We start from the raw sequence: 26,029 nt of genomic DNA on the forward strand, positions 1-26,029 counted from the left end.
AAGGTAGCGCACCGCGGGCGCCGCGTCCAGAGCCGGCCGCCATCACCTGACGCTGTACGGTTGAGGCATGCCGTCCGCCCGCACCACCGAGCGCACGCCGCTCACGCGGGAGCGGGTGCTGCTGGCGGCGATGGGCATCGCCGACCGCGACGGCCTCGACGCGCTCACGATGCGCGCGCTCGCCGAGGCCCTCGGCGTCGAGGCGATGTCGATCTACCACCACCTGCCCAACAAGGACGCCATCCTCGACGGGCTCGTGGAGCTGGTCTTCGTCGAGATCGAGGGCGAGGTCGACGGCTTCGGCACGACGGCGGATGCCACGACCTGGTCGCCCGCCCTGCGCGAACGGATCCTGGGGGCGCGCCGCGTGCTGCTGCGGCATCCGTGGGCGCCACCCGTCATGGAGTCCCGGGCGGCGCTCGGGCCGACCCTCGCCCGCTACATCGACGGGGTCGTCGGCATCATGCGCGCGGGCGGCCTCAGCCACGACCTGATCCACCACGGCCTGCACGCGCTCGGCAGTCGCATGTACGGCTTCGTCCAGGAACTCGAGCTCGACGACGGCACCGGCGGCGGCGACGATGCCGACGCCCCCGGCCTCGCCGAGATGGCCGCGCTCGTGCCGAACCTCGCCGCCATGCTCGCCGACGTCGTGCACGACGACCCCGACTCGACGCTCGGGTGGTGCGACGACCAGACCGAGTTCGAGTTCGGCCTCGACGTCGTCCTCGAGGGACTGGAACGACGACGGATCGCCGAGGAGGGCCCCGCATGACCGAGTTCGCCGCACGGATCGACGCCACGACGATCGAGCAGCTCCGCGCCACGGGGGCGACGAAGTGGGCCGATCCGGACGCGATCGGCGCCTTCGTCGCCGAGATGGACTTCGGCATCGACCCGCGGATCACCGCGGCGCTGCACCGGGCCGTCGACGACGGCGCGTTCGGCTACCTGCCCGCGCGCCTGCGGGCGGAGCTGTCGGAGACGACCGCCGCGTACCTCGAGCGCCGGTCGGGCTGGAGCGTCGCGCCGTCGGACGTGCACCCGATCCCCGACGTCATCACCGGCCTCGAGCTCGCGATGGAGCACGTGGCCGCGCCGGGCACGAAGGTCATCGTGCCGACGCCCTCCTACATGCCGTTCCTCATGGTGCCGCCGATGCGCGGGCGCGAGGTCGTCGAGGTGCCGCTCGCCGTCGAGGGCGGACGGTACGCGTTCGACCTCGACGCGCTGCAGCGCGCGTTCGATGCCGGCGGGAACCTGCTCCTGCTGTGCAACCCGTACAACCCGGTCGGCCGCGTCTTCACGCGCGACGAGCTCCTCGCGATCAGCGAGGTGGTCGAGCGCAACGGCGGCCGGGTCTTCGCCGACGAGATCTGGGCGCCGATCGTCTACCCGGGTGCCGTCCACGTGCCGTACGCCACGGTCTCCGCGGCCGCGGCCGCGCACTCCATCACCGCGATGAGCGCCTCGAAGGCGTGGAACCTGCCCGGTCTCAAGTGCGCGCAGCTCGTCGTGACGAGCGACCGCGACCGCGAGACGTGGGAGCGCATCGGGATGTTCGCCGGCCACGGCACGAGCAACCTCGGCGCGGTGGCGAACATCGCGGCGTACGGCCCCGGCGACCGGTGGCTCGACGACGTCGTGCCCTACCTCGCCGGAAATCGCGACCGGCTGCTCGACCTCGTCGCCGAGGAGCTGCCCGGCGCCGTCATGCCGACGCCGGAGGGCACGTACGTCGCCTGGATCGACTTCACGGGCACGGCCGCGGGCCCCGAGCCCACCGAGCTGTTCCGGCGCGAGGCCGGGGTCGCACTCACGGACGGGCGGATGTGCGGCGAGGTCGGCGCCCGCTGCGCGCGTCTGATCTTCGCGACGCCGCGACCCGTCCTCGAGCACGTCGTCCGCCGGATGGCCGCGGCGTTGCCGGGTCGCCGCGCGGCCTGACGACTCGCGCGGCCCGACGACTCGCGCGGCCGGTGCGCCGGCGCGCGTCGCGCGCCCCGTCGTCGACGCCGCCGCGGATGTCGGCGGCGTGCGGCAGCATGGCCGGCATGCACGACGACGTCATCTCCTGGCTGCTCGACGGCGACCCGAGCGTGCGCTGGCAGGTCATGCGCGACCTGCAGGGCGCTCCCGACGCCGAGGTGGCGGCCGAACGCGCCCGCGTCGCCACCGAGGGGTGGGGCGCCCGGGTGCTCGCCGACCAGGCCGACGACGGCTCATGGGGCGGGCAGGTCTACGGCCCGAACCGGCAGCGGAACTCGGTCATGTGGAGCCTGCAGATCCTGCGCAACCTCGGTGCGCCGCCCGAGGCGCCTCCCGTGCGCAGCGCGATCGACCGCGTCGTCGCCGGCGTGCGCTGGCACGAGTTCGACGACCTGCCGTACTTCAGCGGCGAGGTGGAGGAGTGCGTGAACGGCGGGGTGCTCGCCAACGCGTCGTACTTCGGCGTGCTCGGCGAGGGAAGCGACCGGATCCTCTCGCTGCTGCTCGACGAGACCCTGCCCGACGGCGGGTGGAACTGCGACCCCATCGAGGAGTCGCAGCGGTCCTCGTTCAACCCGACCCTGTGCGTGCTCGAGGGGCTCCTCGCCTGGCAGCGCGCGACCGGGTCGAGCGACGCCCGGGTCGAGGCGGCACGGCGCAGCGGCGAGGAGTACCTGCTCGAGCGGAGCCTGTTCCGCCGCCGCACGACCGGCGAGGTCGTGAACCCGCACTACCTGAACTTCTCGTTCCCCACGTACTGGTTCTACGACGTCCTCCGGGCGCTCGACCACTTCCGCGACCTCGGCGGCGACCCGGATCCGCGGCTCCGCCCCGCGCTCGACGTGGTGCTCGAGCAGCGCCTCGACGACGGCCGGTGGCCCGCGGGCGAGCGCTGGCCCGGCCGGCAGGCGTACGAGATCGACGCCCCGCCCGGCGAGCCGAGCCCGTGGAACACCCTCCGCGCACTGCGCGTGCTGCGCTGGGCCGATCCCGATTCGCTGTGACCGCGGCGATCGAGGTCCGTCCGGCCGACGTGTACGCCGACGTCGCCGCCGTCGTCGGCCCCAAGCGCCCCGATGCGAGCGTGTGCTTCTGCCTGAGCTACCGCCTGCGCTCGTCCGCCGAGAACCGGTCGCTCGTCGGCCCGGCGCGCGGCGACCGCGTGCGCGAGCTCTGCGCCGAGGACCCGCCGCCGGGGGTCGTCGCCTACGACGGCGACGAGCCCGTCGGCTGGGCGGCGATCCACCCGCGCGCCGACACGAGCTTCGCGACCAACCGGCGGATCCCGCACGTCGACGACCTCGACGTCTGGTCGCTGTGGTGCGTGCGCGTGCGGCCCGGCCACCGGAAGCAGGGCATCTCGCACCACCTCATCGCGGGCGCCGTGGCGTTCGCACGCGACCACGGCGCGCCGATGGTCGAGGCGTACCCGGTCGACAACCACGGCGAGAAGGTCGACCTCACGATGGCCTACGTCGGCACGCGCGCCGCCTTCGAGCGAGCCGGGTTCGAGAAGGCGGCCGACACCGACTCGGTGCTGAACGGGTTCCCGCGCGTGCTGATGCGGCTCGACCTGCGGTGACGTCGTCCCGGGTGACGCACTGCGTCGGCGCCCGGTCGCGGCATCCGGCATGATCGAACGCATGGGCGGAGCAGCAACGGCGACCGAGGTCGCCCTCGCGGTCGACATCGGCGGCACCAAGGTCGACGCGGCCCTCGTCGACGCGAACGGGCGGATCGTGCCCGGCAGCCGGCACCGGGCGCCGACCGGAGCGGACCAGACGCCCGGGACCTTCGCGCAGGCGATCGCGACGGTGTGCGAGGCCGCGACGGCCGTTGCCGCGCCCACGCAGCGGCTGGTCGGGGTCGGCATCGGCACGGCCGGTCCCCTGCTTGGCGACGGCACGCACGTCTCGCCGCTGAACATGCCCGGCATCCGCGACCTGCCGCTCGTGCCGACCGTCGAGCGGTTCGCCGGCGGAACCCCGGTGCGCGTCGCGCTCGACGGCACCTGCATCACGCTGGCCGAGGCCCGGCTCGGGGCGCTCCGCGACGTGCGCAACGGCCTCGCGATGGTGGTCTCGACGGGCATCGGCGGCGGGCTCGTCGTCGACGGCCGGGTGCTGCGGGGCGAGACCGGCAACGCCGGGCACGTGGGCCAGACGTGGGTGCGCCGGCCAGATCCCGACGCGCCCGTCGGAGCCACGGTCGAAGCGGTCGCCTCGGGCCCGGCGACGGTGCGTTGGGCGAACGCGCACGGCTGGGAGGGACTCGACGGGCTCGCGCTCGCCGCGGACCACCGCGCGGGGCACCCCGTCGCGGTGCGAGCGGTCCGCCGGTCGGCCGAGGCGGTCGGCCAGGCGATCGCCGCCTTCGCGGCGCTCCTCGACCTCACCGTCGTCGCGATCGGCGGCGGGTTCTCGCGCGTCGCGAGCGACTACCTCGCCCTCGTCGAGGCCGCGGCGCACGACGCGGCCGTACTGCCCGCCGCCCGCGACCTGCGCGTCGTGCCCGCCGAACTCGGCGACGACGCCCCGCTCGCCGGGGCCGCGCTCCTCGCGTTCGAGGGCTGAGCGGCCCACCGAACGGTCGCCCACGGCGGGTCGAGCGCAGTCGGGCCTCAGCCGACCTCGAACCGCGCCGGCCCGTCGCCCACGGCGAGCGCCGTCTCGATGCGCCGGCGGTGCTCGCCGCCGACGGCGCGGAGGTCGGCCGGGTGGTGCCAGCCGAGGTCCGTCATCTCGCCGTCGGCGGCGAACGGCTCGCCCGTGAGCCACGTGCAGCGGAAGGTGAGGTCGAGGTAGTCGGCCCGGTCGCCGTTCGCGTACGTCACGCGGGGCACCTGGTGCACCCAGGCGAGCCGGTCGACGCGGATGCGCACGTCCGCCTCCTCGTGCGCCTCGCGCGCCGCCGCCACCGCGGGCTCCTCGCCGGGGTCGACGATCCCTGTGATGGGCGTGAGGGCGCCGGTGTCGGAGCGCCGTCCGAGGAGGACCCGGCCCTCGCGCAGGATCACCGCGGTCACGCCGACGAGCGGCAGCGGGGCGGTGCCGACGTGGCGGCGGAGTTCGAGGATGAAGTCGGGCGTGGGCATGCGGCCACCCTACGCGCGGACCCGCCCCTCGGATTCGCAGGACCAGCCGCGTCACTGCGCGCGGAACGGGCTCATGGCGTCCCGCCTCCTGCGAACGCGCACCGGTTCGCGGGGTCCGGGCCCGCCCGCTGGACGGCCCAATGCGCCGGGCGCCGGGACCGGAACCCCGGACAAGTCGTCCGGATCGGCGCGACATGCGGCCCGCGGCATCCGTTCGTCGCACCTGCACCACCGTTCGTCGCAGGGGGCTACCGTTCGTCGCACTCGGTGCGCTATGGCCGGTTTTCCAACCGAACGATCGGTCGGAAAACCCGCAACGGCGCACCACCCCCGCGCCGGGACCCCCGTCACACCCTGCACAGAACAACGGAGTTCGCATGACCTCAACCGTCAAGGAAGCCGAGCGCACCGGGCGCATGTCGAGCGAGGAGCGCAAGGTCCTCGCTCTTCCTCGCCCCGCTGGCCGAGGCGAACGCCACCCTCGCCCAGGTGCTCGCCTTCGCCACGATCGGCATCTCGTTCCTGTTCCGCCCGCTCGGCGCCGTCGTCGCCGGCTGGCTCGGCGACAAGCTCGGCCGCAAGAAGATGCTGGTCTTCACCCTCATCCTCATGGGCCTCTCGACCTCGCTGATCGGCTTCCTCCCGACGTATGCCGCCATCGGCATCGCGGCGCCGATCCTGCTGATCCTGCTCCGCATCCTGCAGGGCTTCTCGGCGGGCGGCGAGTGGGGCGGCGCGGCGCTCATGTCGGTCGAGCACGCCCCGAAGGGCAAGCGCGGCTTCTTCGGCGCGTTCCCGCAGATCGGCGTGCCCGTGGGCATGATCCTCGCCACCTTCACCCTCTGGGTGATCACCTCCACCATGTCGGCCGAGGCCTTCATGGAGTGGGGCTGGCGCATCCCGTTCATGCTCTCGATCGTCCTGATCGTGGTCGGCTACCTGATCCGCCGCGCGGTCGAGGAGAGCCCGGTCTTCCAGGAGCTGCAGGAGCGCAAGCAGGAGTCCTCGGCGCCGCTCAAGGAGCTGTTCCGCACGAACACCAAGAACGTCGTGCTCACCGCGGTCATCTTCATCGCGAACAACGCCGCCGGCTACCTGCTCATCGCCTACTTCGCCACGTACGCCGTGACCGCGCTCGGCATGGACCGCCCGTCGGTGCTGCTCGCCACGACGTTCGCGTCGTTCGGCTGGCTCGTCTTCACGCTGTGGGGCGGGCGGCTCTCCGACCGCCTCGGCCGCATCCGCACGTTCCAGATCGGCTACGTGTTCCTCGCGCTGTGGGCGATCCCGATGTGGTTCCTGATCGACACCGGGAACATCGTCTGGTACTTCGTCGCGCTGTTCCTGATGACCTTCGGCCTCGGCCTCTCGTACGGCCCCCAGGCCGCGCTCTACGCCGAGATGTTCCCGGCCAAGGTGCGCTACTCGGGCGTCTCGATCGGCTACGCGCTGGGCGCGATCCTCGGCGGCGCGTTCGCCCCGATGATCGCCGCGGCCCTGCTCGGCGAGACCGGCATGTCGTGGACCATCGGCCTCTACATCGCGATCGTCGCGGTGATCTCGCTGATCGGCGTCTCCATGGTCAAGGAGACCAAGGACGTCGACCTGAGCGCCTGAGTCCTCCCGGGCGGGGCGAGGGGCGGATGCTGCGGCATCCGCCCCTCGTCGTGTCCGGCGCAGGACCGGACCCGGTGGGTCAGTGCCCGGCGCCGAGCTGCCCGGCCAGGCGGGAGTGCATCGCCGCGCTGGCCTCGTTGAGGCCCTCGATGACGACGTCGGTGCCGCGGTGGGCGTACTTGGTCGTGATGGCGTCGAGCGCGGCGACCGTCGAGGCGTCCCAGATGTGGGATCGGGTGAGGTCGATCACGACCCGCTGCGGGTCCTCGGCGTAGGCGAACTGCGTCGTCAGGTCGTTCGACGAGGCGAAGAAGAGTTCGCCGTCGACCGTGTAGTAGGCCGTCGGCACGGTCTCGTCGAGCGCGAGCCGCCGCTCGACGGTCGCGAAGTGCGCGACCCGGCGGGCGAACGCGACCATCGCGACGACGACGCCGACGATCACGCCGATCGCGAGGTTGTGGGTCGCGACGACCACGGCGACGGTGGCGACCATCACGGTGGTCTCCGACTTCGGCATCCGCTTCAGCGTCGACCAGCGGACCGAGTGCCAGTCGAACGTCGCGACCGACACCATGACCATCACCGCGACGAGCGCCGCCATCGGGATGATCGCGACGAGGTCGCCGAGGCCGACGACGAGCACCAGCAGGAAGACGCCCGCCAGGAACGTCGAGATGCGGGTGCGCGCCCCCGAGACCTTCACGTTGATCATGGTCTGGCCGATCATCGCGCAGCCGCCCATGCCGCCGAACAGGCCCGAGAGCATGTTCGCCGCGCCCTGGCCGAGCGCCTCGCGGGTCTTGGCCGAGCGCGTGTCGGTGATGTCGTCGACGAGCTTGGCCGTCATGAGCGACTCGAGCAGGCCCACCAGCGCCATCGCGAGCGCGAACGGGGCGATGGTCGCGAACGTCTCCCACGTCAGCGGCACGTTCGGGATGAACAGCTCCGGCAGGCTCTCGGGCAGCTCGCCCTCGTCGCCGACCGTCGGCACCTGCCAGCCGGCGGCGACCACGACGACGGTGAGCACGACGATCGCGATGAGCGGAGCCGGGACCGCCTTCGTCAGCCGTGGCACGCCGACCATGATGACGAGGCCCGCCACGACGAGCGGGTACACGAGCCACGGCACGCCGATCAGGTGCGGAAGCTGCGCCGCGAAGATCAGGATGGCGAGGGAGTTCACGAATCCGACCATGACGCTGCGCGGGATGAAGCGCATGAGCTTCGCCACGCCGAGCGCGCCCAGCACGAGCTGGAACACGCCGGCGAGGATCACGGTCGCGATGAAGTAGTCCATGCCGTGGTCGCGCGCCACGGGCGCGATCACCAGCGCGACGGCGCCGGTCGCGGCGCTGATCATCGCCGGGCGGCCGCCGAGGAACGCGATCGAGACCGCCATCACGAACGACGAGAACAGGCCGACGCGCGGGTCGACGCCCGCGATGATCGAGAACGAGATCGCCTCGGGGATCAGGGCCAGTGCGACGACGAGGCCCGCGAGCACCTCGCGCGTGAGCAGCCGCGGCGTGCGCAGCGCGGTCAGCACCGAGGGCTGGTCGCGGGTCCGCTCGCGGGCGGCGGTCGGGGTGTCTGGGCGCGCGGGCGCGGACATGGAGGGTCTCCGTTCGGCAGGGCTCGGCTCGAGCCGGGTGGGTGTCGAGTGAGCGCCACGTCGCGCAGGCCGTCGGGGCCGGATCGGCCGGGCGGATGCCGCGAGCCGACGTGCCACTGTACCTGCTCGTCCGCCGAGCACCGATTCGACGGCGTCACGATCCGCGCACGCACCGTCACGGTCGTTGCGGCCCGCGCGACGACGTGGCTAGGTTGAGGGATGTTCGACTCCGCTTCGGGGGGAGTGTGAGACGTGTCCTCAGCACTGCATGCGCTCGGACGCTGGGCCTACCGCGCCCGCCTCCTCGTCGTGCTGCTGTGGGTCGGCGTGCTCGCCTCGCTGTTCGCCTTCGCCGGGCTGCTCGGGACGGGCACGAACAACACCTACGCATTCCCCGGCACGCAGTCGCAGGACGCGCTGGACTCGCTGGCGCGGACCTTCCCGCAGTTCTCGGGCACCTCGGCCCAGCTCATCGCGGTCGCTCCCGACGGCGGCGATGTCACCGACTCCGACTTCGAGTCGGCCGTCGACGACGCGATCACGGCCCTCGGCAAGATCCCCCAGGTGTCGGCGGTCAGCTCGCCCTACGACGACACGTCGTCGGCCGACATCTCGTCGGACTCGTCCGCCGTGCTGGTGACGATCCAGCTCACGGCCCAGGCGGTCGACGTCCTGCCGTCGACCTCCGACGCGCTCCAGGCGGAGGGACGGACCCTGCAGGGCAACCTGCCCGACGGCTCCCGGGTCAGCGTCGGCGGCGCGCTCTACTCGCAGGTGAACCCCGGCATCGGCCTCAGCGAGCTCACGAGCGTGTTCATCGCACTCGGCGTGCTGCTGCTCACGTTCGGCTCGCTCGTGGCGGCCGGCATGCCGATCACGACCGCACTCGTCGGCGTGGGCGCGGCCGTGGCGGTCGTGCTGACGGCGACGCGCTGGCTCACCGTGACCTCGACGGCCCCGCTGCTCGCGGTCATGCTCGGCCTCGCGGTCGGCGTCGACTACTCGCTGTTCATCGTGTCGCGCCACCAGGACCAGATGAAGCACGGCATGCCGCCCGAGGAGTCCGCCCCGCGGGCCGTCGCGACGGCGGGGTCGGCCGTCATGTTCGCGGCGACGACCGTCATCATCGCGCTGCTCGGGCTGAGCGTGGCGCGCATCCCGTTCCTCACGATCACGGGCATCAGCGCGGCACTCGCGGTCGCGACCGCGGCACTCGTGGCGCTCACGCTCACCCCTGCGCTGCTCGCGTTCGCCCGCTGGCACGTCGTGCCGAAGCGGTACCGCCCGGGGCACCGGGACGACGAGGGCGCGGGCGAGGCGGATGCCACCGAGGCCGCGGAGCCCGCGGAGGCTGCAGGCCAGACGGCGCCGGCTGCTCCGGAGCCCGGCGGATCCGGCGGGGCGGCGGATGCCGCAGGTCCCGGCGACGAGTCCGGCGACGAGTCCGGCGAGGACGCCGGCGCACCCGCCCCCGAGACCCCGGCCCGCCCGGGCGGATTCTTCGGCCACTGGGTGCGCGGCGCCATCCGCTGGCCACCGGTCACCGTCGTGCTCATCACAGGCGTCCTCGCGCTCGCCGCGCTGCCGGCGACGCACCTCCGGCTCGCACTGCCCGACTCGGGATCGCTGCCCGAGGGCGCGCCGGGGCGGGTCACCTACGACCTCATCGCGGAGTACTTCGGCGCGGGCGCGAACGGCCCGCTCATCCTCACGGGCTCCGTCATCCAGAGCACCGACCCGGTCGACCTCGTCGACGACCTGGGCGCCGACGTCGCGAAGGTGCCGGGCGTCGCCGCCGTGCCGCTCGCGACCCCGAACGAGACCGGCGACACCGCCGTCATCCAGGTGATCCCCGAGGGCGCGCCCGACTCGGAGCAGACCGAGCAGCTCGTGCACCGCCTCCGCGCCATGCACGACGTCTTCCTCGACGACTACGCGGTCGACCTCGCGGTCACGGGCTACACCGCGCTCGGCATCGACATCTCCGAACGGCTCGGCAGCGCGCTGCTGCCCTTCGGGCTCCTCGTCGTCGGACTCTCGCTCGTGCTGCTGGCGATGGTCTTCCGCTCGATCGTGGTGCCGATCACGGCGGCGCTCGGCTACGTGCTCTCGATCGGCGCGGCCTTCGGCCTCACGAGCCTCGTCTTCGTCGACGGGTTCCTCGCCGGTCCGCTGAACGTGGAGTCGGTCGGGTCGGTCACGAGCTTCATGCCCATCATCGTCATGGGCGTGCTGTTCGGGCTCGCGATGGACTACGAGGTGTTCCTCGTCAGCCGCATGCGCGAGGAGTACCTGATGAGCGGCGAGCCGCGGCCCGCGATCGAGCGCGGCTTCCACTCCTCCGCGAGGGTCGTGACGGCCGCCGGCATCATCATGTTCACGGTCTTCAGCGGGTTCATCCTGAACGGCGAGGCCTCGATGCAGCCCATCGCGTTCGGGCTCGCCACCGGCGTCGCGATCGACGCGTTCATCGTGCGGATGACGCTGACGCCCGCCGTGCTCGCGTGGTTCGGGCGGCACGCGTGGTGGTTCCCGGCGTCGCTCGACCGAGCGCTCCCCCACTTCGACGTCGAGGGCGAGGGGCTCGCCGAGGAGGACGCCCTCGCCGACTGGCCGGCACCCGGGGCGACCGAGTCGATCGCCGTCGACGGCCTCAGGGCGATCGACGCCTCCGAGCCGATCGACCTCCGCGTTCCCGACGGCGGCGCGCTCGTGCTCTGCGGCGGATCGGCGTCGGCGCGACGAGCCGCGGTGCTCGGGCTGACGGGTCGGGCGCACGTGAGCGGCGACCGGGTCAAGGTCGCCGGCCTCGTGCTGCCGGTGCGGGCCGCGACCGTCCGGCGGCGCACCGCCGTCGTCGAGCTGGGCTCCGCGGCCGACCCGGTCGGCGCCGTGGTCGACGCGACGGCGGGGGACGCGCGCATCGTCGCGCTCGACGACCTCGACGCCGTACCCGACGCGGGGGTGCGCGAGGAGCTCCGCGAGGTCCTGACCGGCGCGCGGCACGGCGCCGAGCGCCGGACCGGCCACGCGCTCACGATCGTGGTGGCCGCCGCCTCGCGCGCGGCGGCCGAGTCGGTCCTGCCCTCCGCGACGCCCGCCGTCGTCGCGGAACTCGCGACGGCGTCGCGCGAACGGGCGGCGGTGACCTGACGTGTCCGAACCGACGTTCTCCTCCCTCGAGGGCTCCGACCGGCTCGGCGTGCTCGGCATCATCGGCGTGCTCGCGGTGCCGCTCATCGTCGCCGGCCTGCTCGCCTGGGGCCTCGCCACGCCCGTGCAGGACCTCGACCGCGTCACGGCGGCCGTCGTCAACGACGACGACCCGGTGCAGGTGAACGGGCAGACCGTGCCGCTCGGTCGCGAGTTCGCCGCCGGCCTCATCGGCGGCACCGCCGGCGAGGGCGCACCGGACGACCCGGGCGCCGACGCGACCGCGACGCCCGCGCCGGCGGAGCCGAACTTCACGTGGATCCTCACGAATGACGACGACGCGGCGGCGGGACTGCGGGACGGCCGGTACGCCGCGGTCGTCACGATCCCCTCGTCGTTCTCCGCCGACGCGACCTCGATCTCCGGACCCGCATCCGATGCCGTGCAGGCCGTCCTGCAGGTGCGGACGACGCCGGCGACCGCCTACCTCGATCCCGCGCTCACCGAGGTGATCACGCAGGCCGCCGTGGCCACCTTCAACGCGCAGATCACGGAGCGCTACCTCGGTAACGTGTACCAGGGCTTCAACACCATCAACGAGCAGATCGGCCAGGCCGCCGACGGTGCGGCCGAGCTCGCCTCGGGCGCCGCGAGCCTCGCGAGCGGCGCGGACTCGCTCGCATCCGGCACCGAGCAGCTCTCGTCCGGCCTCGACTCGCTGGATGCCGGCGCCGCCTCGCTCGCATCCGGCCTCGCGCAGATCGACGCGTCGGTGCAGTCGCTGCCCTCGGAGACCGCCCAGCTCGCGACCGGATCGGCGGAGGTCGCCGCGGCCCTCGACGCCGGCGCGGCGGCCCTCACGCGCGCGACCGACGACTTCGCGGGCCTCGTCGACGACCTGTGCGCCGAGCGGCCGGGTCCGCTCTGCACCCGCGCGAACGCGGTGCTCGATCGCGTCGAGGCGGTCGACGGCGACGTCCGGCGCCTCGCCTCCGGCGCCGACCAGGTGGCTGCCGGCAACGCCGAGCTCGCCGCGGGGATGCCGCCGCTCGTCTCGGGCATCGACCAGTCGTCGGCGGGGGCGAACGAGGTCGCGGCCGGCGCGTCGGAGAGCGCCTCGGGCGGGGCCTCGGTGAACGAGGGCGCCCAGGAGGTGGCGTCCGGCGCCGGCGAGACGTCCTCGGGCGCCGACCAGCTCTCGTCGGGCCTCGCCGAGGCCGTCGAGCAGATCCCGACGTACTCGGAGTCCGACATCACGACGCTGTCCGCCGTGGTCGCCCAGCCGGCGCGGACCGACGTGACCGTGCCGCCGGACGGCAGCCAGTCGGCGCCGCTGTTCGCGATCCTCGCGCTCTGGGTGGGCGGGATCGTGCTCGCGCTCGCACGGCGCGCGGTGCCCGAGCGACGACTGTTCACCTCGGCGTCGACGATCGCCGTCGCCGGCCGCGCGATCGGCCCCGGCGCCGCACTCGGCGCACTCCAGGGCGTGCTCGTCGGCGCCGTGCTGCTGCCCGTGATCGACGTCGACCTCGCGCCGCGCCTCGGGTTCCTCGCCGCCGCCGTGCTGGCGGGGCTGGTGTTCGCGGTCGTCAACCACGGCCTCGCGGCCGCGTTCGGCGGACCGGGCCGCACGGCGGCGACGGTGGCCGCGGTGATCGCGCTCGCGGCGGGCGTGTCCTCGACCGTCCCGGCGTTCTTCGACGCGACGGCGAACCTCCTGCCCACGGGCCCGGGGCACAGCCTGATGCTCGCCGGGCTCGGGGTCGGCTCCGGCTGGGGCGACCTCGTGGCCCTCGTGCTCTATGCGGTGGTCGGCGCCGCCCTCGTGGTCGCGGGCGTCGCCCGGCACCGGACCGCGCGGGCCTGACGGGTCGGCCGGATCAGCCCTCCGACGCGCTCTCGTCGATCGCCGCGATGAGCGCCTCGACCGCCGTGACGAGGTTGTGGATCGCCTGGCGCTCGATCGAGTCCTCGGACAGCTTCTGGGCGTCGTAGCTCGCGGCGCTCGCGGCCGCGCGGGCCTGCGACAGGTAGCTCTCGACCTCGAGTCCGGCCATCCCGATCATCCCCTTCGGGCGGCGCCCCTCCACGGGCGCCGGGACCGTCCCGGCCGTGCCGCCGCGGCCATCCTGCCCCGTGCTGCCACGTTCCCACGGGACGGAAGGCCCGTCGCGGACGCCCCGTCGTCCGGCCCGGACCGACCGCAGGTCAGTGCGCGCCGGCGCCTCCGGTGGCCGCGCCGGGCGCGACATCCGGTGCCGTCTCCGCCGCCGGTGCGGCCCGAACGGAGGCCTCCAGGCCCCGGATGAGCGAGCGCGAGTCCCACGGCCCGATGTGCCGCTTGCCGCCCACGAAGAACGTCGGCGTCGAGTGCAGGTCCATCAGCTCCGCGTCGATCTGGTCGTCCTCGACGCGGCGCACGACCGCGGGCGAGCGCAGGTCGGCGAGGAAGCGGTCGACGTCGAGGCCGAGGTCCTTCGCGTACCGGCAGAGGTCGTCGGGCTCGAGCGCGTCCTGGTGCTCGAAGAGCGCGCGCGACATGTCGAGGAACCGTCCCTGCAGGGCCGCCGCCTCGTAGGCCTGCGCGGCCAGCTTCGCGTGCGGGTGCACGGACTCGAGCGGCAGGTGCCGCCAGATCCAGAGGACGTCGTCGCCGAAGTGCTCCAGGACCGCGTCGATCGAGCCGGTCGCGCGGCTGCAGAACGGGCACTCGAAGTCTCCGTACTCGACGATCTGGTACGGGGCGTCGATGCGGCCGCGGTAGTGGTCGCGCTCCGGGTCGAACGGCCGCACGAGCTTCTTGCCGACGGGCTCCGGCGGCCACACGCGATCGGCGATGACGAACACCGCCCAGCCGAGCAGGAACGAGATGACGGATGCCGTGAGCACGCCGACGCGCGCGAAGTCCTGCGTCTCGGCGTCGGTGATCGCGATGCCCACGATGAAGAGCGAGATGGTGAAGCCGATGCCCGAGAGCGCCGCCCCTCCCGCGATCCTCGGCATCCGCAGCCCCGGGGCGAGCTTGCCGAGCCCGCTGGCCACCACGATCGCGGTCGCCCCCGTGATGCCGACGAACTTGCCGACGACGAGGCCGGCGATGATCGCCCACGTGAGCGGCGAGGTGAACGCCGCGCCGAGCGTCTCGGCGTCGAGGTGCACGCCGGCGTTGGCGAGGGCGAAGATCGGCAGCACGAGGAACGCGACGTACGGCCCCCACTCCGCCTGCAGGCGATCGTTGATCGACAGCGACTCGCGCAGGCTCCGGTTCACCGCCGCGGCGTACTGCGCGTTCGGCGACTCCCGGAACGCACGCGTGAGCTCGGCCGTGCGCTCGACCTCGATCCGTCGCGGCGGGAACACCGGGATGAGCAGGGCGACGGCCACGCCCGCGAGGGTGGGGTGGATGCCCGCCGTCGCGATCGCGCCCCAGAGCGCGACGCCGAGGACGGCGTACGCGAGGCCGCGCCCGGCGCGCAGGAACCGCACGAGCGCGATCAGCACCATCAGCACGGCGGCGAACGCGAGCGGCATCGGGTCGAGCCCGGAGTTGTAGAACATGCCGATGGCGAGCAGCGCGCCCACGTCGTCGACGACCGCGAGCGTGAGGAGGAAGGTGCGCAGGCGCGCCGGGAACCGGGGCCCGATGATCGCGAGCGCGCCGAGCAGGAAGGCGGTGTCGGTCGAGATCACGATGCCCCACGCATGGACCTCGTCGGTGGGCAGCGCGATGACGACGAACAGCAGCGCGGGCACGACCAGGCCGGCGACGGCCGCGACGATGGGCACGATGGCGCGCGAGCGGTCGGTGAGCTCGCCGATGGTGAACTCGCGCTTGACCTCGAGGCCGACGACGAAGAAGAAGAACGTCATCAGCATGTCGTTGACGACGTCGTGGAGGGTGGCGTGGAACTGCCAGTCGCCGAGCCCGATGTCGAGGTCGGTCTCCCAGAACGCCTCGTAGGTCCAGCCCCACGGCGAGTTGGCCCAGAGGATCGCCAGCACGGTGCCCGTGAGCAGGAGCGCCGCGGCGGCGCGATCGCTCGACCCGCGGCGCAGCCGCACCTTCCGGTGGGCACCGCTCGTGGTGGTGTCGGGCGCGGGGGCCTGCGCACTCATGCGCCAATGCTACGGGCGGACGGCGCGGGAACGGCACAACTCAGATGAAGAGCGTGGTCCCCGACTTCTCCGCCTCGCCGAGGAAGGTCGCGACGCCGCCGAACTCGATGCCCTCCATGAGGTCGGTCTCGGCGATGCCGAGGAGATCCATCGTCATGGTGCAGGCGATCAGCCGCGCGCCGCCGTCGCGCGCCGCGGAGATCAGCTCGGGCACCGACTGCACGTCGTGCTCCTTCATGACGTGCTTGATCATCGCCGGCCCGGCGCCGCCCATGTTCATCTGCGACAGCGGCAGCCGGTCGGGGCCGGAGGGCATCATCATGCCCATCATCCGTTCGAGCGGGCTGTGGTCGCGCTTCGGCGCGTGGTCGCGGCGCAGGGCGTTCAGGCCCCAGAAGGTGAAGAACATCGCGACGTCCTGGCCCATCGCGAGCGCGCCGTTGGCGATGATGAACGCCGCGAGCATCTTGTCGAGGTCGCCGGAGAAGACCACGAACGACGTCTGGTTGCGCGCCCGCACGACCGTGGTGCCCGCGGCCGGCGCACGACCGCCCTTGCGGAACGCCGCCACGAAGCCGGGGCCGTCGGGGGTCATCGACAGCACCTCGTGGCCGTGGCTTGCCGCCCACGCGGGTCCGTCGCTCACGAAACCCGGGTCGGACACCCGCACGACGACCTCGTCGCCCGGCTCGAGGTCGCCCATCGTGCTCGAGAGCCGCATGATCGGCCCCGGACAGGCGAGGCCCGTGCAGTCGAGGTCGACGGACCGCCCGGTGCCCCTGGTCGCCGCGATGAGGTCGACCGCCTCGGCGTACGCGATCTCCGGCGGCGGGGCGACCGTCGACGCGGGTTCGACCCCGTGCCGGAAGCGGAACGTGTTCGAGCCGCCGGAGAGCGTGGCGACGTCGGCGAACCCGCGCTGCACGAGCAGCCGGTAGGCGAGGTAGCTGCGGAAGCCGACGGCGCAGTAGAGCCGCACGGGCGCCGACCGGTCCCATCCCTCGCACGCGGCGCGGAGCGTCGCCAGCGGCACGTTCTCGGCGCCCGGGATGTGCCAGATGGCGAACTCCTCGGGGGTGCGCACGTCGACGAGCCGCGCGCCCTCGACCGCCGCCGGCCAGTCCCCGGCGTACCAGAGCACGAGGTCGCCGAGCAGCACGTTGCTCGCGACGAAGCCCGCCATGTTCACCGGGTCCTTCGCCGAGCCGAACGGCGGCGCGTACGCGAGCTCGAGCTCCTCGAGGTCGTACACGGTGCCGCCCATCCGGATCACCGTCGCGAGCACGTCGAGGCGCTTGTCGACGCCGTCGAAGCCGGCGACCTGCGCCCCGAGCACCCGCCCGTCGCCGGGGGCGAACAGCAGCTTCAGGTGCATCTGGGCGGTCCCCGGGTAGTAGCCGGCGTGCCCCGAGGGGTGCAGGTGCACCGTGCGGTGCTCGACGCCCTCGGCGACGAGCTGCCGCTCCGTCGCCCCGGTGCCGCCGGCGACCATGTCGAAGACCTTGACGATCGACGTGCCCTGGGTCGAGCGGTACTCGGTGTCGCGCCCGCAGATGTTCTCCGCGACGACGCGCGCCTCGCGGTTGGCCGGCCCCGCGAGCGGGGTGATCCACGATCCCGGCAGCACGGTGTGGGCGGTCTCGACGGCGTCGCCGGCCGCCCAGATCGAGGGGTCCGACGTGCGCATGTGCGTGTCGACGCGGATGCCGCCGCGCGGGCCGAGCTCGAGCCCGGCGTCCGCGGCGAGCCCGACGTTCGGCCGCACGCCCGCGGACAGGATCACGAGGTCCGCGTCGATGAACCGCGTGTTCGTGAGTTCGACCGTGAGGCCGCCGCCCGGGCGCTCCGCGAACGCGGCCGCGCCGGTGGAGAGGAACAGCTCGACGCCGCGGCTGCGCAGGTGCTGCTCGACCGGCACGGACACCTCCGTGTCGAGCGGCGGCAGGATCTGGTCGGCCAGCTCGACGATCGTGACCGCGGCACCCCGGTGCTGCAGGTTCTCGGCCATCTCCACGCCGATGTACCCGGCGCCGATGACCACGGCCCGGACGCCGCCGCCCGTCCGGCCCGGGGCGGATGCCGCGGCCGCGAGCGCCTCGTCGAGCTGCGCCTTGATCTCGTCCATGTCGGTGACGTTGCGGAGGACGTGGATCCCGGGCAGGTCGATGCCCGGGAGCGGCGGGCGCAGCGGGTCGGCGCCCGGGCACAGCGCGAGCCGGTCGTAGGGTTCGACGTACTCGCGTCCGGTCGCGGCCTCGCGCACCGTGACCGTCTTCGCAGAACGGTCGAGCGCGATCACCTCCGACCCCACGCGCACGTCGATGGCGAGCGTCTCGTGCAGGCTCTCCGGCGTCTGCAGCAGCAGCCGGCTGCGATCGGCGATGACCTCGCCGATGTGGTACGGCAGCCCGCAGTTCGCGAACGACACGTAGTCGCCGCGTTCCAGCACCACGATCTCGGCGAACTCGTCCAGGCGGCGCGCCCGCGCCGCCACCGAGGCTCCGCCCGCGACCCCACCGACGACGACGATCTTCATGGCGTCCCTCCACCGGACCCGGACCGGCCGGCCCGGCATCCGCCCCGATGCTAGGCACGACCCGCGGCCTCAGCGGAGGACGTCGGTCCCACGACCCGTTCGGGGGCCGCGTCGGGAGGTCCGGACGGCGTAGCCTGCCGCGCATGGGTGGCGACGCGACGGACGACGAGCACGCCGGCGAGGCCGAGCGCGTGCGCCTGGCGGTCTACCGGGGCTTCGCCGACGAGGGCCGCGCGCCCTCGCGGTCGGCGATCGCCGAGTCGACGGGCCTCGACGGCGACGCCGTCGACCGCGCCATGGCGACGCTGGCCGCACTGCGCCACGTGGTCCTCGACGACGACGGCCGGATCGTGATGGCCCACCCGTTCGCGAGCATCAACCTCGGGTTCTCGGTCATGGGCGACCGCACCCTGTGGTGGGGCGGGTGCGCCTGGGACTCGTTCGCGATCCCGAACCTCGTGCCCGGCGTCGACGAGGTGCTCGTGGCGACGACGTGCCCGGCGTGCGGCACGCCGCACGCCTACGTGGTCGACGTCGACGGTCCGCCCGAGGGCGGGGGGCTGGCGCACTTCCTCGTCCCGACGGCGCACATCTGGGACGACGTGGTGCACACGTGCGCCAACCAGCGGATCTTCTGCGACGAGCGCTGCATCGAGGACTGGCTCGCCGCCACGGGCAACGCGCGGGGCTCGGTCTTCGACCTCGCGACGCTCTGGCGGCTGGCGGCGCACTGGTACGACGGCCGGCTGGACTCGCCGTACGTGCGGCGCGAGCCGTCGGAGGCGCGCGCGTACTTCGCCGGGGTCGGCCTCTCGGGCGCGTTCTGGGGACTCGAGGAGGAGGGCGCCTGACGGGTCCCCGCCCGGCTCGGCGCCGCGGCGGACCCCTCACGCGACGGTGAACCGCACCTCGCTCCACAGCCCGTCGGGCCCGACCCGGAACGCGAGGTCGCGATCGCCGCCGCCGGCCCCGGCCTCGGGGTCGTCGGCGCGGATGACGCGGGCGCCGCCGTCGCGCAGCGTGTCGAGGATCGCCGACTCCGGGATCGAGTCCTTCCAGCGCTCGACCGTGCCCACGGGCACCATCGCGACGCCGCCGGACCGCACCAGTTCGGCGGCGACGGGCCTGGGCGTCGCGTTGTGCGACCCGTGGTGGCCGACCTTGTAGAACGCCGCACCGGTGACCAGCTCGGCCGCATGGGGGTCGTCGAGCACGTGCTGCCAGGCGCCGTACTGCGAGTCCCCGACGAACACGAACCGCGTGCCGCGCACGTCGAGCACGAGGAAGAGGCTCGTGTTGTTCACCGACCGCTCGAGGATCGACGCCGCCCGGAGCAGGGCGGCCTCGTCGAGCGCGAGGCCGCTGAGCCGCATCGCGTCGCGCGCGCGAACGAGGGCGATCGGCACCCGTTCACCCACCTCGTCATCGGGGACCGCGTACATCGGGTCGAAGATGTCGCTCCGCGCGTCGCCGCCGTCGAGCTGCCCCGCCGCCTCCTCGAGCCAGCGGACGGCGGACGGCGGATCCATGCGCTTCAGCTGCTCGGGGTCGCGCGAGGGACCGAGCACGTGCATCGCCGCCCCGTCGATCGGCAGCGCCACGCGGTTGCGCTCCTGGTGCCGGTCGGGCAGGAACCGCACCGCGTGCGCGTCGGCACCGCCCGCGAACCCGCCGTCGACGAGCCGCGCGGCGGCCTCGAGGTTCGGGCCGGAGTTCACGGCGAACTCCATCGCGAGCGCGAGCTCGGGGCGCCAGGACTCGAGCGGGCGCCCGTCGGCGGCGAGCGCGGCCATCCGCTCGAGTGCGGTCGCGGACTCGACGAGGCCGTGGCGGATCGCGGTCGCGTCGGCGTCGCGCCCATCCTCGACGAACGGCAGCCAGACCTCGCCCACCTCGACCTCGGCCCACGCGTCGTCGGCGAAGCCGGAGACGTGGTCGGAGTGGCGATGCGTCGCGGCCACCACGTCGAGACGCGGCCGACCGTCCGGGCTCTCCTCGGCGAGCTGGGCGATGACGGCGGCGACGACGTCGCCGATGGGTCGCGTCCCGTCGCCGACCGGGGCCCGACCGTGGCTGTGCACCCCGCAGTCGAGGAGCATGCGCCACGTGGCCGTCCCGTCGGCGACCGTGACGAGGAAGCAGTCGCCGAACCCGGGGTTGTACATCCGGATCGTCACGGTGGCGTCGGACATCTCAGTCCTCCTCCGGCGTGTGCAGGCTCGCGAAGGTGAGGCGCGAGACCGCGGGCTCGTCGAGCCAGATCGCCAGCGGGTCCTCGTCCTCCACCTCGCCGAACCACTCGCGGATGCCGCGGAGCCGCCGCTCCCCCGCCCGGTGCTGCTCGCGGGCCCGCGTGCGGGCCGGCTCCGGGAGGTCGTCGAGCAGCTCCGGCCTCGTGAGCGGCAGCGGCTTCGGCACGATCCAGCTGACGCTGCCGTCGACGTGCGCGATCACCGTGCAGCCGGCGTAGAGCCGCGTGCGCGTGTCGCGGTCAGCGCCGATCTCGAGGTCCTCGCGGCGCTGCACGAGCTGGATGAAGATCCTGGGATGCGGCTGGCCGTCGGCCCCGCTCTGGTAGCCGACGTGCATGCCGAGCACGCGGAACCCGGGCGCCTCCGGATCCAGGCCGAGTTCGAGGGCGTGCGCCCGTGCCCAGTCGGCGGTCTGCGAGAACACGGGCTTCGACCGCTCCCGCGCCGCGAGGCCGGCGGCCTCCTGCGTCGTGGCGGACGCGTCGAGCTTGATCGTCGAGTCGAGGATGAGCTGCCCGAGGTCCACCGGGGCGTCGCCCTCGGTGAGGTTGAGCGCTCGCGAGGGCCGGCGCCACAGCAGCGCCTGGTCGGCGAGCGAGACGACGCCGGGCGGGAAGATGCCCCGGCGGCGCAGCGACTCGACGAGGTGGCCGCGCAGGTGGATGGCGTCGTCGGGGAAGAGGTCGCGGTCGGCGGTGATGACGGCGCGCACGACGTCGCCGAACGTGACGTCCACGGGCGGCAGGTAGTCGAAGCCGCGGACGACCATGCCGAGGAGCCGGTCGGCGTTGCGCGTCGCCTCCGCCGCGATGCGGCGCACCAGGTCGGGCGAGAGCTCGCCGTCGCCGAGCACCCCCGACCCGCCGGTCGCGAGACGGCGCAGGTCGGCGATCTGCGACTTGTACGTGGCGAGGTACGCGTCGAACACCGCGGCGACGAAGATCGCGCCGCGCCGGTGCGGCTCGCGCGTCGCCTCGAACGCGGCCGCGTCCGGTGCCGAGCCCACCGCGGAGCGCAGCGGCCCGCCGCGGCCGGTCGACCGCCCGAACTCGTCGGCGAGCGACAGGAGCGCCGCGGCATCCGCGAGTTCGCTGCGCGACGCCGCGACGAAGTCCTCGACGACGTCGCGGAAGAGGAAGTGGTGGAACAGGGCGACGAGGTCGGCGAACGCCTCGTGGAACGCGTAGACGTCGGAGTTCGTCGCGATGGTGAACAGGGGACGCATGCGATGCACGATCGCGTGCGTGACCTCGTGGGCGACGATGTCGACCGAGAGGCACGTGAACATGAGCTGGTGCGGCAGGTTCGCCTGCGTGTCGGAATCGTCGGCGCGGTAGTAGCCGAACAGCACGGCCCGGCGGTCGGGGTCGAAGTACGCGTTGCGCCCGTAGAACGCGTGGGGCACGAGCCGGAGCCGTTCGTCGCCGCGCCACCGGAAGCGCCGTCCCGTGAATCGCTGGAACCGCTCGATCACGCTCATCGTGATCGCGTAGACGACCTGCTGGTGCGAGCGCGGGTCGCTCTCGGACGGGCGCAGCCCGTCCTGCGCGAGCACCGGAGGGTCGTCGAGGTCGACGGGCTGGTACCAGCACCGCCGCGTCGCGTCGTAGTCGACCACCTGCACGAGCTCGCCGTCGGGTCCCGGCTGCAGGCCGGTCTCGAACGCGATGTCGATCGTGAGGAACTGGCCGCTGAGCCGAGAGCTCATCGGGTCGAAGGCGAACGCCCGGAGCCGGCGCCGATCCGGTGCCCCGACCGCCGGGACGTTGTTGGTGGAGAGCATCGCGCGCCTCCCTCGCAGCGCTGATCGCAGGATGCTGCCGTTCACGGCCGACGGTAGCCACCCCGCTGCGCCGCGGCAACAGGGATGTCCCCGAACGGGTCTACGATGCACCGTGTCATGACGAATCCAGCTCCGGCCTCCACGCCGCTGATGTCGCACAGGCAGATCCTCTTCGTGATCTTCGGCCTGATGGCGGGCATGTTCCTCTCGGCCCTCGACCAGACGGTCGTCGGCACCGCGATCCGCACCATCGGCGACGACCTCAACGGACTGAGCCAGCAGGCGTGGGTGACGACCGCGTACCTGATCCTGTCGACGATCTCGACGCCGATCTACGGCAAGCTCTCCGACATCTTCGGCCGGCGGCCGCTGTTCATCGCGGCCATCGTCATCTTCATGGTCGGCTCGCTGCTCGCGAGCTTCTCGACGTCGATGCTCGAGCTCGCCGCGTTCCGCGCGATCCAGGGGCTCGGCGCCGGCGGCCTGATGTCGATGCCCCTCGCGATCATGGGCGACATGCTCGCCCCGCGCGAGCGGGCCAGGTACCAGGGGTACTTCCTCGCGGTGTTCGGCATCTCGAGCCTCATCGGACCGCTCGTCGGCGGCCTGTTCGCGGGCACCGACCAGATCCTCTGGATCGCCGGCTGGCGCTGGGTGTTCCTCGTCAACGTGCCGATCGGCATCGTGGCGCTCGCGATCGTGCTGCGCTTCCTGCACCTGCCGCGCCACGCCCACCCCAGCGTGCGGATCGACTGGTGGGGCGCGAGCGCCATCATCGTCGGCCTCGTGCCGCTGCTGCTCGTCGCCGAGGAGGGCCGCGAGTGGGGCTGGACGAGCGCGCTCGCCATCGCGTGCTACACGATCGGCGTGGTCGGGCTCGTCGCGTTCGTGCTCATCGAGCGTGCGATGGGCGACGACGCGATCATCCCGCTGAAGCTCTTCCGCTCCGGCACCTTCTCGATGGCGACGGTCATCGGCGTGTTCGTGGGGTTCGGCATGTTCGGCGCGATGCTCACGATCCCGCTGTACCTGCAGCTCGTGTTCGGCTCGACCCCGACCGAGAGCGGCTTCCAGATGCTGCCGATGATCCTCGGCCTCATGATCGCGTCGATCCTGAGCGGGCAGATCATCGCCCGCACCGGGCACTACCGGATCTTCCCGATCCTCGGCACGGCCCTCATGGCCGGCGGCTTCCTCGACCTCACGACGCTGCAGTACGACTCGTCGTACTGGGTGATGGCCGGCGCGATGCTGCTCATCGGCCTCGGCCTCGGCCAGCTCATGCAGACGCTCACGATCGCGAGCCAGAACTCGGTCGGGCTGCGCGACATGGGCGTGGCCACGAGCGCGTCGACGTTCTTCCGCCAGATCGGCGGCACCGCGGGCACCGCCGTGCTGCTCTCGCTGCTGTTCACCCTCATGCCGGCGAACATCACGGGATCGCTGGCCGACGAGGCGACCCTCGACGACGCGCTCGACGCGGCGCTCGACCCCACGGTCGCCGAGGCCCCGGCCAACGCCGAGATCATGGCGACCATCTACACGCCGATCGTCGAGCCGATCACGCAGAACCTGCCGCCACAGGTCGACCTCTCCGACGAGGCGACGCGGCAGCAGGTGGTCGACCAGATCTCCCCGCAGGTGCAGCATGCCCTCGACGACATGCAGGACGGCGACGGCTCGGTCGGTGGCGACGCGCTCGACGACACGTCGTTCCTCACGGGCGCCGACCCGCGGCTCGCGAAGCCGTTCCTCGTCGGCTTCAACGAGTCGGCCGTGCAGGTGTACCGGGTCGCGCTCGTGGTGGTGCTCATCGCGTTCGCGCTGTCGCTGTTCTTCCGCACCCCGCCGCTGCGCGCCAAGTCGGCGATGCAGGAGGCGGCGGACGCGCGGGCCGCGAGCGAGGCGGCCGCAGGCGCCGCGCCGGGCGGTCCGAGCGTGCCCGTCCCGGTCGGGGCGGGAGCCGCCCAGCAGGAGGCCGAGGACGAGGGCGTCGACACCGGGGTCATCGCGACGCTCGCCGCCGAGGAGTTCGGCGCGATGGTCGAGCCCGGCGGCGATCCGACGCAGCACGACCGGCGGGGCTGACCCGCAGCACGCGGGTGCGCTCCGCGCGGGCGGGGCTCCGGTCCGGGATACCGGCCCGGCCTACGGCCTGGACGCCGTCTCGGACTCGCCGGCGAGCCGTGCCAGGCGCGCCCGCGCGTGCTGCTCGCTCGGCGATCGCCGACCGAGGATCCGGACGCCGACCGCGAGCACGACGCGCGTGAGCGTGACCGCCGGCCACCACGGTCGGCGCAGGCCGAGCAACTCTCGCTCGTGCGGGTCGAGCGACGCCACGGCCCCGCCGAACAGGATCGGGTAGACGGCGCCCGTGAGCCCCGGCAGCCCAGGGCGGCGGATGAAGCGCACCGCCTCGGCCACGCGTTCGTCGGGCTTCGCGTCGACGAGGAACGCATCGAGCTCGGCGCGCAGGCCGGCGACGGTCGTCGGCGGGTCCGCGACGCCCATGAGCCGGCCGACCTCGGCCCATTCGCGCACGTACGCGTCGGGGCCGCCGGGGATCGGCCCGCCCCAGTGCTCGTGCGCGCCGATGAACGCCTCGGTGAAGGCATCGTGCACCCAGCGCAGCAGTTCGGGGTCGTTCGCGGCGTACTGGCGGACGTCGCCGCGCACGTCGAGGTAGGTGCCGGTGACGCGATCGTGCAGGCGGGTGACCATCGCGCACGCCGCGGTCGCGGCACGACGATCGCCGAACGTGGTGGTCGCGACCCAGCGGACGGTCCCGTCGAGCCGGCCGAGCGGGTCCTCCCGGTACCGGGAGTGGTCGTGGACGCCCGCCATGGCCCCCGGGTGCAGGGTCTGCAGCAGCAGTGCCCGGATGCCGGCGACGAGCGTCGGCAGCGCGCCGTTCACCGCCCAGACGGCGCTGCCCGGTCCGAAGAACCCGGCGTCCTCGCCCTCGGCGAGCGCCCGGACCCACGACGGGGGTTCCGCGCGGCGCCGCCGCACGGGACGCCATCGACCGCGCTCGCCGCGCGCTGCACCCATACCTCCGACGGTAGGCGCTGACGGGGCCGCCCGGCTGCGGATCCCCTGCGAACCCGCCGCTCGTCGGATGGGGATCGCCCGAGCGGATGACGCGGCGGTCAGCGAACGGGGCTAGCGTGCCTCGCATGGCACCACGAACCGGTCCCGCGCCAGAGGCCCCGGCGGACGCGTCCGCACCGGCGCCGGGGGTGGTCGAGGCAGGTCGGCGCGATCGTGCGATCGCGGCCGCTCGTCGCGTGGTGCTCGTCGCGACCGTCGCCCTCGTGCTCGGCGGGCTGACCTCGTGGGGTCAGCTCCTCCTGCCGGCCGAGACCGCGTCGCTGGCGAACTCCGCCGGAGGCTGGACGATCCCGACCGCGATCCTCGTCGTCGTGCTCGCCCGCGGCTACCCGGAGGCGGCCGTGCAGGGTGCCGTGGCGTTCGTCGCCCTGACGCTGGGCTACGCCGTGGTCTCGGGCTGGCGCGACCTGCCGTTCGACCCCTCGACGTGGGCCGTGGTGGGCCTCGTGGCGGGGCCGGTCGTGGGCACGGCCGCGCACGCGCTCCGGCGGCGCGGCAGGCGGTTGGCGCTCGGGACGGCCGTGCTCGCGGGCATCCTCGTGGGCGAGGGGGTCTACGGGCTCACGGTCGTCGCCGAGACGACGAGCCCGGTGTGGTGGTCGATCGAGCTCGCGGTCGGCGCGCTCGTGCTGGCGTTCGGCGCGCTGCGCGTCCGGCCGTGGGGGCTCGCGCTCGTCGCCGCGACCGGCACCGTGCTCGTCGCCGCCGCGTTCTGGTCGGCGTTCGTGCTGCTGCCGATCCTCGTCTTCCACTGAGCACCCGTCGG

18 protein-coding genes and 1 pseudogene are annotated in these 26,029 nt (G+C 73.4%); 11 read left to right on the plus strand and 8 right to left on the minus strand.

The genetic code is table 11. The annotated features are described in order from the left end of the window. Positions 1–67: 67 nt before the first annotated feature. The 5 genes from ABD230_RS15500 to ABD230_RS15520 all read left to right on the plus strand — a co-directional run bounded on the left by ABD230_RS15500 (position 68) and on the right by ABD230_RS15520 (position 4,562). Positions 68–775, plus strand: a complete 708-nt coding sequence (locus ABD230_RS15500; protein ID WP_344376390.1) for a TetR/AcrR family transcriptional regulator — start codon at positions 68–70, stop codon at positions 773–775. Continuing rightward, complete coding sequence (locus tag ABD230_RS15505) at positions 772–1,947, plus strand: MalY/PatB family protein (RefSeq protein ID WP_344376392.1); 1,176 nt, start codon at positions 772–774, stop codon at positions 1,945–1,947. The genes ABD230_RS15500 and ABD230_RS15505 overlap by 4 nt, the downstream gene beginning before the upstream one ends. A 107-nt stretch (positions 1,948–2,054) precedes the next feature. Next, the gene (locus tag ABD230_RS15510) at positions 2,055–2,993 is read left to right on the plus strand and encodes a hypothetical protein (protein ID WP_344376394.1); all 939 of its coding nucleotides are present in this window, start codon (positions 2,055–2,057) and stop codon (positions 2,991–2,993) included. After that, complete coding sequence (locus tag ABD230_RS15515) at positions 2,990–3,571, plus strand: GNAT family N-acetyltransferase (RefSeq protein WP_344376396.1); 582 nt, start codon at positions 2,990–2,992, stop codon at positions 3,569–3,571. Before ABD230_RS15510 ends, ABD230_RS15515 begins: the two co-directional genes overlap by 4 nt. Positions 3,572–3,632: 61 nt before the next feature. After that, positions 3,633–4,562, plus strand: coding sequence for an ROK family protein (locus ABD230_RS15520; RefSeq protein WP_344376399.1), 930 nt, complete (start codon positions 3,633–3,635; stop codon positions 4,560–4,562). Positions 4,563–4,609: 47 nt separating this feature from the next. Here the strand turns inward: ABD230_RS15520 and ABD230_RS15525 are convergent, their stop codons facing one another. Then, complete coding sequence (locus ABD230_RS15525) at positions 4,610–5,083, minus strand: NUDIX hydrolase (RefSeq protein WP_344376401.1); 474 nt, start codon at positions 5,081–5,083, stop codon at positions 4,610–4,612. Between the two features lie 444 nt (positions 5,084–5,527). Here ABD230_RS15525 and ABD230_RS15530 point away from each other — a divergent pair. Beyond that, a pseudogene (locus ABD230_RS15530) lies at positions 5,528–6,700 on the plus strand (MFS transporter); the annotation flags it as partial. A 79-nt stretch (positions 6,701–6,779) separates the two neighbouring features. On the opposite strand, the gene ABD230_RS15535 reads toward ABD230_RS15530, so the two are convergent. After that, positions 6,780–8,312 (minus strand): SulP family inorganic anion transporter, encoded by a 1,533-nt coding sequence (locus ABD230_RS15535; protein ID WP_344376403.1) that lies wholly within the window; start codon positions 8,310–8,312, stop codon positions 6,780–6,782. A 252-nt stretch (positions 8,313–8,564) separates the two neighbouring features. On the opposite strand from ABD230_RS15535, the gene ABD230_RS15540 reads away from it, so the two are divergent. Further along, positions 8,565–11,465, plus strand: coding sequence for an MMPL family transporter (locus tag ABD230_RS15540; protein ID WP_344376406.1), 2,901 nt, complete (start codon positions 8,565–8,567; stop codon positions 11,463–11,465). A gap of 1 nt (position 11,466) precedes the next feature. Next, a complete protein-coding gene (locus ABD230_RS15545; protein WP_344376409.1) occupies positions 11,467–13,332 on the plus strand; it encodes a hypothetical protein in 1,866 nt (621 codons plus the stop codon). Between the two features lie 13 nt (positions 13,333–13,345). Here ABD230_RS15545 and ABD230_RS15550 read toward each other — a convergent pair whose 3' ends face one another. The 3 genes from ABD230_RS15550 to ABD230_RS15560 all read right to left on the minus strand — a co-directional run bounded on the left by ABD230_RS15550 (position 13,346) and on the right by ABD230_RS15560 (position 18,117). After that, the gene (locus ABD230_RS15550; RefSeq protein WP_344376411.1) at positions 13,346–13,522 is read right to left on the minus strand and encodes a hypothetical protein; all 177 of its coding nucleotides are present in this window, start codon (positions 13,520–13,522) and stop codon (positions 13,346–13,348) included. 151 nt (positions 13,523–13,673) lie between these two features. Beyond that, positions 13,674–15,581: a Na+/H+ antiporter NhaA gene (gene nhaA, locus ABD230_RS15555; protein ID WP_344376413.1), complete on the minus strand. Its 1,908-nt coding sequence runs from the start codon at positions 15,579–15,581 to the stop codon at positions 13,674–13,676. Between the two features lie 40 nt (positions 15,582–15,621). Continuing rightward, positions 15,622–18,117, minus strand: a complete 2,496-nt coding sequence (locus tag ABD230_RS15560; RefSeq protein WP_344376416.1) for an FAD-dependent oxidoreductase — start codon at positions 18,115–18,117, stop codon at positions 15,622–15,624. Positions 18,118–18,260: 143 nt separating this feature from the next. Here ABD230_RS15560 and merB point away from each other — a divergent pair, with 143 nt between their 5' ends. Beyond that, positions 18,261–18,968 (plus strand): organomercurial lyase, encoded by a 708-nt coding sequence (gene merB, locus ABD230_RS15565; RefSeq protein WP_344376419.1) that lies wholly within the window; start codon positions 18,261–18,263, stop codon positions 18,966–18,968. A gap of 36 nt (positions 18,969–19,004) precedes the next feature. On the opposite strand, the gene ABD230_RS15570 is transcribed toward merB, so the two are convergent. Together ABD230_RS15570 and ABD230_RS15575 are read right to left on the minus strand one after the other, a co-directional pair. Beyond that, on the minus strand, positions 19,005–20,309 hold the full coding sequence (locus ABD230_RS15570) for a ComEC/Rec2 family competence protein (protein ID WP_344376422.1): 1,305 nt from the start codon (positions 20,307–20,309) through the stop codon (positions 19,005–19,007). 1 nt (position 20,310) lies between these two features. Next, a complete protein-coding gene (locus ABD230_RS15575; RefSeq protein ID WP_344376425.1) occupies positions 20,311–22,152 on the minus strand; it encodes a gluzincin family metallopeptidase in 1,842 nt (613 codons plus the stop codon). 117 nt (positions 22,153–22,269) lie between these two features. Between ABD230_RS15575 and ABD230_RS15580 the strand changes: the two genes are divergently transcribed. Continuing rightward, on the plus strand, positions 22,270–24,240 hold the full coding sequence (locus ABD230_RS15580; protein ID WP_344376428.1) for an MDR family MFS transporter: 1,971 nt from the start codon (positions 22,270–22,272) through the stop codon (positions 24,238–24,240). A 60-nt stretch (positions 24,241–24,300) separates the two neighbouring features. On the opposite strand, the gene ABD230_RS15585 is transcribed toward ABD230_RS15580, so the two are convergent. Then, on the minus strand, positions 24,301–25,203 hold the full coding sequence (locus ABD230_RS15585; RefSeq protein WP_344376431.1) for an oxygenase MpaB family protein: 903 nt from the start codon (positions 25,201–25,203) through the stop codon (positions 24,301–24,303). Positions 25,204–25,328: 125 nt separating this feature from the next. Here ABD230_RS15585 and ABD230_RS15590 point away from each other — a divergent pair, with 125 nt between their 5' ends. Next, positions 25,329–26,018, plus strand: a complete 690-nt coding sequence (locus tag ABD230_RS15590) for a DUF6518 family protein (RefSeq protein WP_344376433.1) — start codon at positions 25,329–25,331, stop codon at positions 26,016–26,018. Positions 26,019–26,029: the final 11 nt, after the last annotated feature.

The organism is Agromyces tropicus, from assembly GCF_039531345.1.
Taxonomy (GTDB): domain Bacteria; phylum Actinomycetota; class Actinomycetes; order Actinomycetales; family Microbacteriaceae; genus Agromyces; species Agromyces tropicus.

Bases quoted from the DNA above. Each gene is read 5' to 3' on its own strand.
- ABD230_RS15585 (WP_344376431.1), bottom strand. From the start codon at position 25,203: ATGGGTGCAGCGCGCGGCGAGCGCGGTCGATGGCGTCCCGTGCGGCGG.
- ABD230_RS15510 (WP_344376394.1), top strand. From the start codon at position 2,055: ATGCACGACGACGTCATCTCCTGGCTGCTCGACGGCGACCCGAGCGTG.
- ABD230_RS15560 (WP_344376416.1), bottom strand. From the start codon at position 18,117: ATGAAGATCGTCGTCGTCGGTGGGGTCGCGGGCGGAGCCTCGGTGGCG.
- ABD230_RS15590 (WP_344376433.1), top strand. From the start codon at position 25,329: ATGGCACCACGAACCGGTCCCGCGCCAGAGGCCCCGGCGGACGCGTCC.
- ABD230_RS15500 (WP_344376390.1), top strand. From the start codon at position 68: ATGCCGTCCGCCCGCACCACCGAGCGCACGCCGCTCACGCGGGAGCGG.
- ABD230_RS15580 (WP_344376428.1), top strand. From the start codon at position 22,270: ATGACGAATCCAGCTCCGGCCTCCACGCCGCTGATGTCGCACAGGCAG.
- ABD230_RS15550 (WP_344376411.1), bottom strand. From the start codon at position 13,522: ATGGCCGGACTCGAGGTCGAGAGCTACCTGTCGCAGGCCCGCGCGGCC.
- merB (WP_344376419.1), top strand. From the start codon at position 18,261: ATGGGTGGCGACGCGACGGACGACGAGCACGCCGGCGAGGCCGAGCGC.
- ABD230_RS15570 (WP_344376422.1), bottom strand. From the start codon at position 20,309: ATGTCCGACGCCACCGTGACGATCCGGATGTACAACCCCGGGTTCGGC.
- ABD230_RS15575 (WP_344376425.1), bottom strand. From the start codon at position 22,152: ATGCTCTCCACCAACAACGTCCCGGCGGTCGGGGCACCGGATCGGCGC.
- ABD230_RS15520 (WP_344376399.1), top strand. From the start codon at position 3,633: ATGGGCGGAGCAGCAACGGCGACCGAGGTCGCCCTCGCGGTCGACATC.
- ABD230_RS15535 (WP_344376403.1), bottom strand. From the start codon at position 8,312: ATGTCCGCGCCCGCGCGCCCAGACACCCCGACCGCCGCCCGCGAGCGG.
- nhaA (WP_344376413.1), bottom strand. From the start codon at position 15,581: ATGAGTGCGCAGGCCCCCGCGCCCGACACCACCACGAGCGGTGCCCAC.
- ABD230_RS15525 (WP_344376401.1), bottom strand. From the start codon at position 5,083: ATGCCCACGCCCGACTTCATCCTCGAACTCCGCCGCCACGTCGGCACC.
- ABD230_RS15505 (WP_344376392.1), top strand. From the start codon at position 772: ATGACCGAGTTCGCCGCACGGATCGACGCCACGACGATCGAGCAGCTC.